At 65.6% G+C, this 6001-nt stretch carries 6 protein-coding genes; 2 read left to right on the top strand and 4 right to left on the bottom strand.

What is annotated here, in order from left to right:
• On the top strand, positions 1 to 1239 hold a 1239-nt coding region (locus tag JHC99_RS17120), incomplete at its 5' end, for a hypothetical protein (RefSeq protein WP_292155851.1).
• Between the two features lie 218 nt (positions 1240 to 1457).
• Here the strand turns inward: JHC99_RS17120 and JHC99_RS17115 are convergent.
• From JHC99_RS17115 to flbT, 4 genes are all read right to left on the bottom strand, one after another.
• Positions 1458 to 1859, bottom strand: coding sequence for a hypothetical protein (locus JHC99_RS17115; protein WP_292155849.1), 402 nt, complete (start codon positions 1857 to 1859; stop codon positions 1458 to 1460).
• A gap of 200 nt (positions 1860 to 2059) precedes the next feature.
• Positions 2060 to 2887: a flagellin gene (locus JHC99_RS17110; protein WP_271144906.1), complete on the bottom strand. Its 828-nt coding sequence runs from the start codon at positions 2885 to 2887 to the stop codon at positions 2060 to 2062.
• Positions 2888 to 3199: 312 nt separating this feature from the next.
• Positions 3200 to 3517, bottom strand: a complete 318-nt coding sequence (flaF, locus tag JHC99_RS17105) for a flagellar biosynthesis regulator FlaF (protein WP_271144907.1) — start codon at positions 3515 to 3517, stop codon at positions 3200 to 3202.
• 13 nt (positions 3518 to 3530) lie between these two features.
• Entirely contained in the window at positions 3531 to 3953 is a 423-nt protein-coding gene (gene flbT / locus JHC99_RS17100) for a flagellar biosynthesis repressor FlbT (RefSeq protein WP_271144908.1), read from the bottom strand.
• A gap of 134 nt (positions 3954 to 4087) precedes the next feature.
• On the opposite strand from flbT, the gene JHC99_RS17095 reads away from it, so the two are divergent.
• Positions 4088 to 5899 carry a tetratricopeptide repeat protein gene (locus JHC99_RS17095; protein WP_292155848.1) on the top strand — a complete coding sequence of 604 codons (1812 nt, stop codon included), beginning with the start codon at positions 4088 to 4090 and terminating at the stop codon, positions 5897 to 5899.
• Positions 5900 to 6001 lie beyond the last annotated feature (102 nt).

Below are 6001 nucleotides of genomic sequence, written 5' to 3'. Positions count from 1 at the left end.
ACCCCGCCCCCGACGACCGGTACGGACCACACCGGCCACGACATGAGCGCGGGCATGGATCACGCCATGCCCATGACCTCCTCGCTCGGCCCCTGGCCCATGAGCCGTGACGCCTCGGGCACCAGCTGGCAGCCGGACGCGTCACAGCACGGCGGCGTCCACACCACCGCAGGCGACTGGTCGATCATGACCCACGCCCTGCTCAACCTGACCTGGGATCGCCAGTCCGGCCCGCGCGGCGATGAGCAGACCTTCGTCTCCGGAATGCTGATGGCCGCCGCCCGCCGGGACTTCTCTGACGGCGGCATCCTGAACCTGCGCGGGATGCTCAGTCCCGATCCGCTGATGGGCAAGGAGGGGTACCCCCTTCTGCTGGCGGCGGGCGAGACGGCGAACGGCGTCGACCCCCTGGTCGATCGCCAGCACCCGCACGAACTGGTCATGGAACTGTCGGCCAGCTACGCCCGGCCGATCGGCGAACGTGACAGCCTGTTCGCCTACGTCGGCCTGCCCGGCGAACCCGCCTTCGGCCCGCCCGCCTTCATGCACCGGATGAGCGCGATGGATAGCCCCGAGGCGCCCATCACCCACCACTGGCTCGACTCGACCCACATCGTCTTCGGCGTGGCCACGGTCGGCTGGGTCCACGACGACTTCAAGCTTGAGGCCTCGTCCTTCCGGGGCCGCGAACCGGATCAGGACCGTTACGACATCGAAAGCCCGTCGTTCGACAGCTGGGCCGTGCGGGCGTCGTGGAACCCGACGCCGGAGTGGTCGCTGCAAGCCTCCTTGGCCGACGTCACGGAGCCCGAGCAGCTCGAGCCCGGCGAGGACGAGACCAAGACCTCGGCCAGCGCCATCCACACCCGGCGGTTCGGTGCCGACGGCTGGTGGTCCTCGACCCTGGCCTGGGGTCGCAAGACCCCCGATCATGGAGAGTCCAAGGACGCCTGGCTGCTGGAAAGCGCGATCCACCCCAACGATCGCTGGACCCTCTTCGCCCGCGCCGAACGCACCGAGACCGACGAACTCCTGCCCGGCCACCACGGCGGCCACGGCGATATCTTCACCGTCGCCAAGGCCTCGGTCGGGGCGATCCACGACTGGCGCATCGCCGAACACGTCCGGTTCGGGCTCGGCGGCCTGTACGCGATCAACCGCGTCCCGGCCGGGCTGGAGGCGAGCTACGGCGGCGACCCCGACGGCGCCATGATCTTCCTGCGGCTGAAGATCGACTGACCCTGACAGAGAAGGGCCGCCCCATCGCTGGAGCGGCCCTTCCATAGTCTGACCGCCAGGCGGTCTCCGAGAGTCTGAATCAGACCCTCAGGAGGTGGCCGCCCCAACGAAGGCCAGGGTCTGGCATTCGGTTACGCGGATGAAACTATGAGACACTGGATCACCTCCTTTCGACTGTTGAACAGGGAGCAGGAAGGTGGGACGCATTCCGGCCCGCGTCAATCGTCAGTTTGGATCGGTGTCAGCGTCAGGGTCAGGCCCTCGGACATTTTCCCATCCGGCCCCTCCTGACCGATGACGACCCGGGCGGTCTGGCCGCGCTTGATGAGCAGGTGCGGCTCTTGGGGCTGGGCGTCGCCGTCGTTGATGGTGACATAAAGGGACAGGGCGTCGACGTCGGCGTCGCCCTGAACCGGATTGAGACTGGCGTTCATCTCGAACGTTCCGCTGGCGTCGTTGATGGTCACATTGGCCGTGCCGTCCTCGACGATGATCGTCTTGGCCAGGACGGCCGGCTCGCCGTCGCGCATCAGGGAAAGATCGAGCTCATAGCGGGCCGGGGCATGGTCCGAAGGCCCTGTGACGATCATCGAGAGGGCGAGGGCAAGGGCGGACAACATCATCGAAACTCCCAGGGATCAAGACGATCAGCGTTCGATGATTTGCCTACTCAAGCGTTAATCATAAGCCGTCAGCGCCATCTCCAGCAAGCGTCGCGCTCAAGCAGCGAGGCTCCGCGAGCCGAGCGTTAGCGCCCTTCCCCCTTATGAAAAAGGAACGCCGGGGAGCGTTTCCACTCCCCGGCGATGACCTGAACGCTTTAGCCGCGGAACAGTGACAGGATGATCTGAGGAGTCTGATTGGCGATGCCCAGCGCCTGCACGCCCAGCTGCTGCTTCGTCTGCAGCGACTGGAGCTTGGCGCTTTCCTTCGCCAGGTCCGCATCCACCAGATTGCCCACTCCGGATTCCAGCGCGTCCGACAGTTTCCCGACGAACGTCGTATGGGTTTCCAGAGCCTTCGACTTGGTGCCCAGACGCCCGAGAGCGGCCGAGACCCGGTCGATGGAGGCGTTCACCAGACCCAGGGCCGTGGTGGCCAGGGTCGAGGTGCCGATGGACGTAGTCGCAGCCACGGTGACATTCGTGGACCCGAGGGCCAGCACTTCCGCGCCGATCGTCATGGTCCCGCCAGCCGTATTGGCCAGAGCCTGGAACGCCGTCGCGCCGGTCTTGATGAGATTAATCCCATTGAAATCGGCGTTGTTGGTGACCGTGGTGATCTGGTCGCGGATGGCTTTGAAGTCCTCGTTGAGGGCGCTCCTCGCTGCGGTCGTCAGCGACCGGTCGGTCGCGGACAGTGCCTTCTCCTTCAGTTGGAGCAAGAGGTCAGAGACCGACTCGCCCGCTGCCAGCGACACATCCACCGCGGAGGTTCCGCGATCGAGCGCCGTTTTCACTGCCCCCAACGCCTTGATCTCGGCGCGTTGACCCTGGGCGATGGCCCAGACGGCCCCGTTGTCCTTGGCTGAGGAGACTTTCAGACCCGTGTTGATCCGGCTCTGGGTCGTCGACAGCTGGGCGTTGGTGGCGTTCAGGTTCTGCAGCGCGACCATCGCGCCGCTGTTGGTGTTGACCGAGTTGGCCATGGTGTGTGTCCTTCCATTCTGGTCGGGAGATGCAACGGCCTTCTGGCCGTCGAACCGGTTCTGGGTTCGGGCAACGCCACGCAAGGAACGGGCCTGTTCAGGCCGCCTCGATCAGATTGAAAGGATTGGAGTTTTTACGCGCACCCGGGTGCGCTAGGCAGATTTCGCCTACGAAGCCGGAAGGATTGGGTGTGCGGGGTGGTTGGTGGTTGCTGGAAACAGCGGGGCGTAACCGGCTCTCAGCAGGCCGCGGCGCGCCAACCCCTAGCGACCAGCGACCAGCGACTAGTCACTAGCCACCAATCACCACCATCACGCAGCCTGAGCCGCCGTCGGATCCGTCGCCAGGCCCTGCATGATGGCGCGGTTGAGGTCGATCAGGACGTCGAAGGTTTCGCCGTCGCGCATGATGGCAGAGGAGTGTTTGTTCACGAACAGCGACAGGGAGATGATCTGGGCCCGCAGCGACATCGTCATGGCGTTGCCGGGGTCCGAACAGTCGGTCGCCAGCGTCGACCAGAGCCGGCGGTTCCAGTCCAGGGCGTCGATCCGGGTCGCGATATCCGACGCATCGACGCTCGCGGCGTGCATCAGCGCGCGCGTCACCTGGCCGAACAGGCGGTACTCCATCTCACGCGGAGATTCAGTCCGCGTCGCCGCCTGTTTGTACGCCTGAAGCATGCCCCAGCCTTTGCTCTTCGTAGTCGACCAATTTTCGTGCGGCCATGAGGGCCTTGTAGTATTCGCGCGCCATCACGTGCTTGGACGCGGCGACGCAGTCGGCCATCACCACCGGGTTCGAGATCGCCCCCATGAACTCCGACAGCCGCTGGATGAACTCGTCATAGACCTTGGAGGCCTGAGTCTCGTCCAGGTACATCATCATCACGGGGAAATAGACCCGTTTGGCCGGAGTGGTGACCTCCTCCAGCTGCATGATGTCCTTCTCGCGCAGGACGCTGGCCTTGTTCTGAAGGATCAGCACACCGCGCCGATCGCCGTTCTGGACGACGGCGCCGTTCAGGACGAATTTCTCGCCGGGCTTGAGCGACAGCTTCAGGGGCATCTGCGCGAGGTCTCCATCAGGCTCGCCTACGTGTCGTAGTCGAAGGCCCGCAAACACCGATTAAACGCTCGTGGTTAACCATCCCTTGTGAACACCGCGACCAAGCTGCGCTATCCCGACGACGAGCCTGATCCATGTCCGCACTCGCCCAGTTCCTGTCCAACGAAGCCCCCACACCCGACGCAGAAGACGTCCACGCCCTGATGCCCCAGGCGACAGGCGTGGTCGGCGACGCCGCTTCCCCTGCCGCGATCAGCCGCCTGTCCCGTGCCCTGGCCGGCGACCGAACCTCGATCAAGGCCCAGAAGAAGGCGATCGAGACGCTGAAGGCGGCGCTGTCGGCCATCCGCGTCGGCGACTATGCGGGCGGGGCGCGGCGGGCGCTCCAGGTGCTGCAGTTCGATGAACGCCACGGTGCGGCCTGGCACGTCCTGGCCATCTGTCGCGAGAAGGCCGGCCATCTGGCCCACGCCCTGACCGCCTACGAACAGGCGCTGAAGATCAATCCCGAGGACGTCAACATCGCCCACGATCTGGGACGGCTGGCCCAGCGGCTGGGGCACCTCGAGATCGCCGAAAAGCTGATCCTCAAATTCCTGGCCGCAGAGCCGGGACATATCGAGGGCACCAACAATCTGGCCTGCGTCCTGCGCGACCAGAAGCGGTATGACGAGGCGATCGACGTGCTGCGCGACCTGATCGCCATCGAACCGGCCGACCCCACCTTGTGGAACACCCTGGGCACCATCCTGACCGACCAGGGCCGGATGGAACCGTCACTGACCTTCTTCGAAGAGGCGCTGCGGCTCGACCCCGCCTTCGCCAAGGCCCGCTACAACCGCGCCAACGCCCGCCAGCCGCTGGGCGATGCGCAAGGGGCCCTCGAGGACCTGGACGCCGCCCTGACCGGTGCCGAGACTCCGTATGAAGCGGCGATGATGAACATGGCTCGCGCCATGACCCTGATGGGCATGGGCCGGCTGAAGGAAGGCTTCGAGGCCTATGAGGTCCGGCTGGATCCGGAGATGCCCGAGGCGGTGCATTTCGTCGTCGACGCGCCCCGTTGGGATCCGAAGACCCAGGACCTCAAGGGCAAGCGGGTCCTGATCATCGGCGAACAGGGCATCGCCGACGAGATGGTCTTCGGCGGCTGCATTCCCGACGTCATCGACGCCGTGGGCCACGACGGCAAGGTCTTCATCGCCGTCGAGGGCCGGCTGGTCTCGACCTTCCAGCGCAGCTTCCCGACCGCGGTGGTGGGTACGCACAAGGCCGTCCGCCTCGACGGCCGCTTGACCCGCTACGTCCCCTTCATGGAGGAGGTGGGCGAGACCGAGGGGAAGGCCGACGTCTGGGTGCCCATGGCCAGTCTCTGCGCCGTGTTCCGCCATTCGGTATCCGACTTCCCCGATCGCGACGGCTATCTAAAACCCGATCCGGATAAGGTCGCTCACTGGAAAGCCGAGATCGAAAAGCTGGGCCCCGGCTTCAAGGTCGGCCTGCACTGGAAGAGTTCGATCCTGACCGGCGTTCGCGCGCGCTATTTCTCGGCGTTCGATCTGTGGGCGCCGATCCTGACGACGCCGGGCTGCGTCATGGTCAATCTGCAATGCGGCGACGTCTCGGACGACCTGGCCGCCGCAGAGGCTGCGGGCGCGAGGATCTGGACCCCGCCGATCGATCTGAAGAACGACCTCGACGACCTGATCGCCCTGTCCTCGGCGCTGGATCTGGTCGTCGGCCCCGGCATCGCGGGCACGAACATGGCGGCGGCAACGGGGGCGCGCACCTGGCTGATCCATGCGCCCGACGACTGGCACCTGATGTCCACCGAACGCTATCCCTTCTACCCGCGAGTCCGCACCTTCGCCACAGGCGGCTTCGACGGCTGGCCCCGCGCGATCGAGGCGGTGCGGGCAGCATTGGCGGAGGAAGTGAGAAAATAGGGGCCAGGCGCTACGGATCGGGCATCACGGAGGCCCCTATCGCCAAAGCGATCGTCGCCCCCTATTCCACACACCCCATCCCTCATCCCCCATCCCTCGCCC

The organism is Brevundimonas sp. (assembly GCF_016463485.1).
Classification (GTDB): domain Bacteria; phylum Pseudomonadota; class Alphaproteobacteria; order Caulobacterales; family Caulobacteraceae; genus Brevundimonas.
The sequence above is the reverse complement of the archived record's forward strand: the minus strand, read 5'-3'. Positions and strand labels throughout refer to the sequence as shown.

Excerpts from the sequence above, each read along its gene's own strand:
- JHC99_RS17115 (WP_292155849.1), bottom strand. The coding sequence starts at position 1,859 with ATGTTGTCCGCCCTTGCCCTCGCCCTCTCGATGATCGTCACAGGGCCT.
- JHC99_RS17110 (WP_271144906.1), bottom strand. The coding sequence starts at position 2,887 with ATGGCCAACTCGGTCAACACCAACAGCGGCGCGATGGTCGCGCTGCAG.
- flaF (WP_271144907.1), bottom strand. The coding sequence starts at position 3,517 with ATGGAGTACCGCCTGTTCGGCCAGGTGACGCGCGCGCTGATGCACGCC.
- flbT (WP_271144908.1), bottom strand. The coding sequence starts at position 3,953 with ATGCCCCTGAAGCTGTCGCTCAAGCCCGGCGAGAAATTCGTCCTGAAC.
- JHC99_RS17095 (WP_292155848.1), top strand. The coding sequence starts at position 4,088 with ATGTCCGCACTCGCCCAGTTCCTGTCCAACGAAGCCCCCACACCCGAC.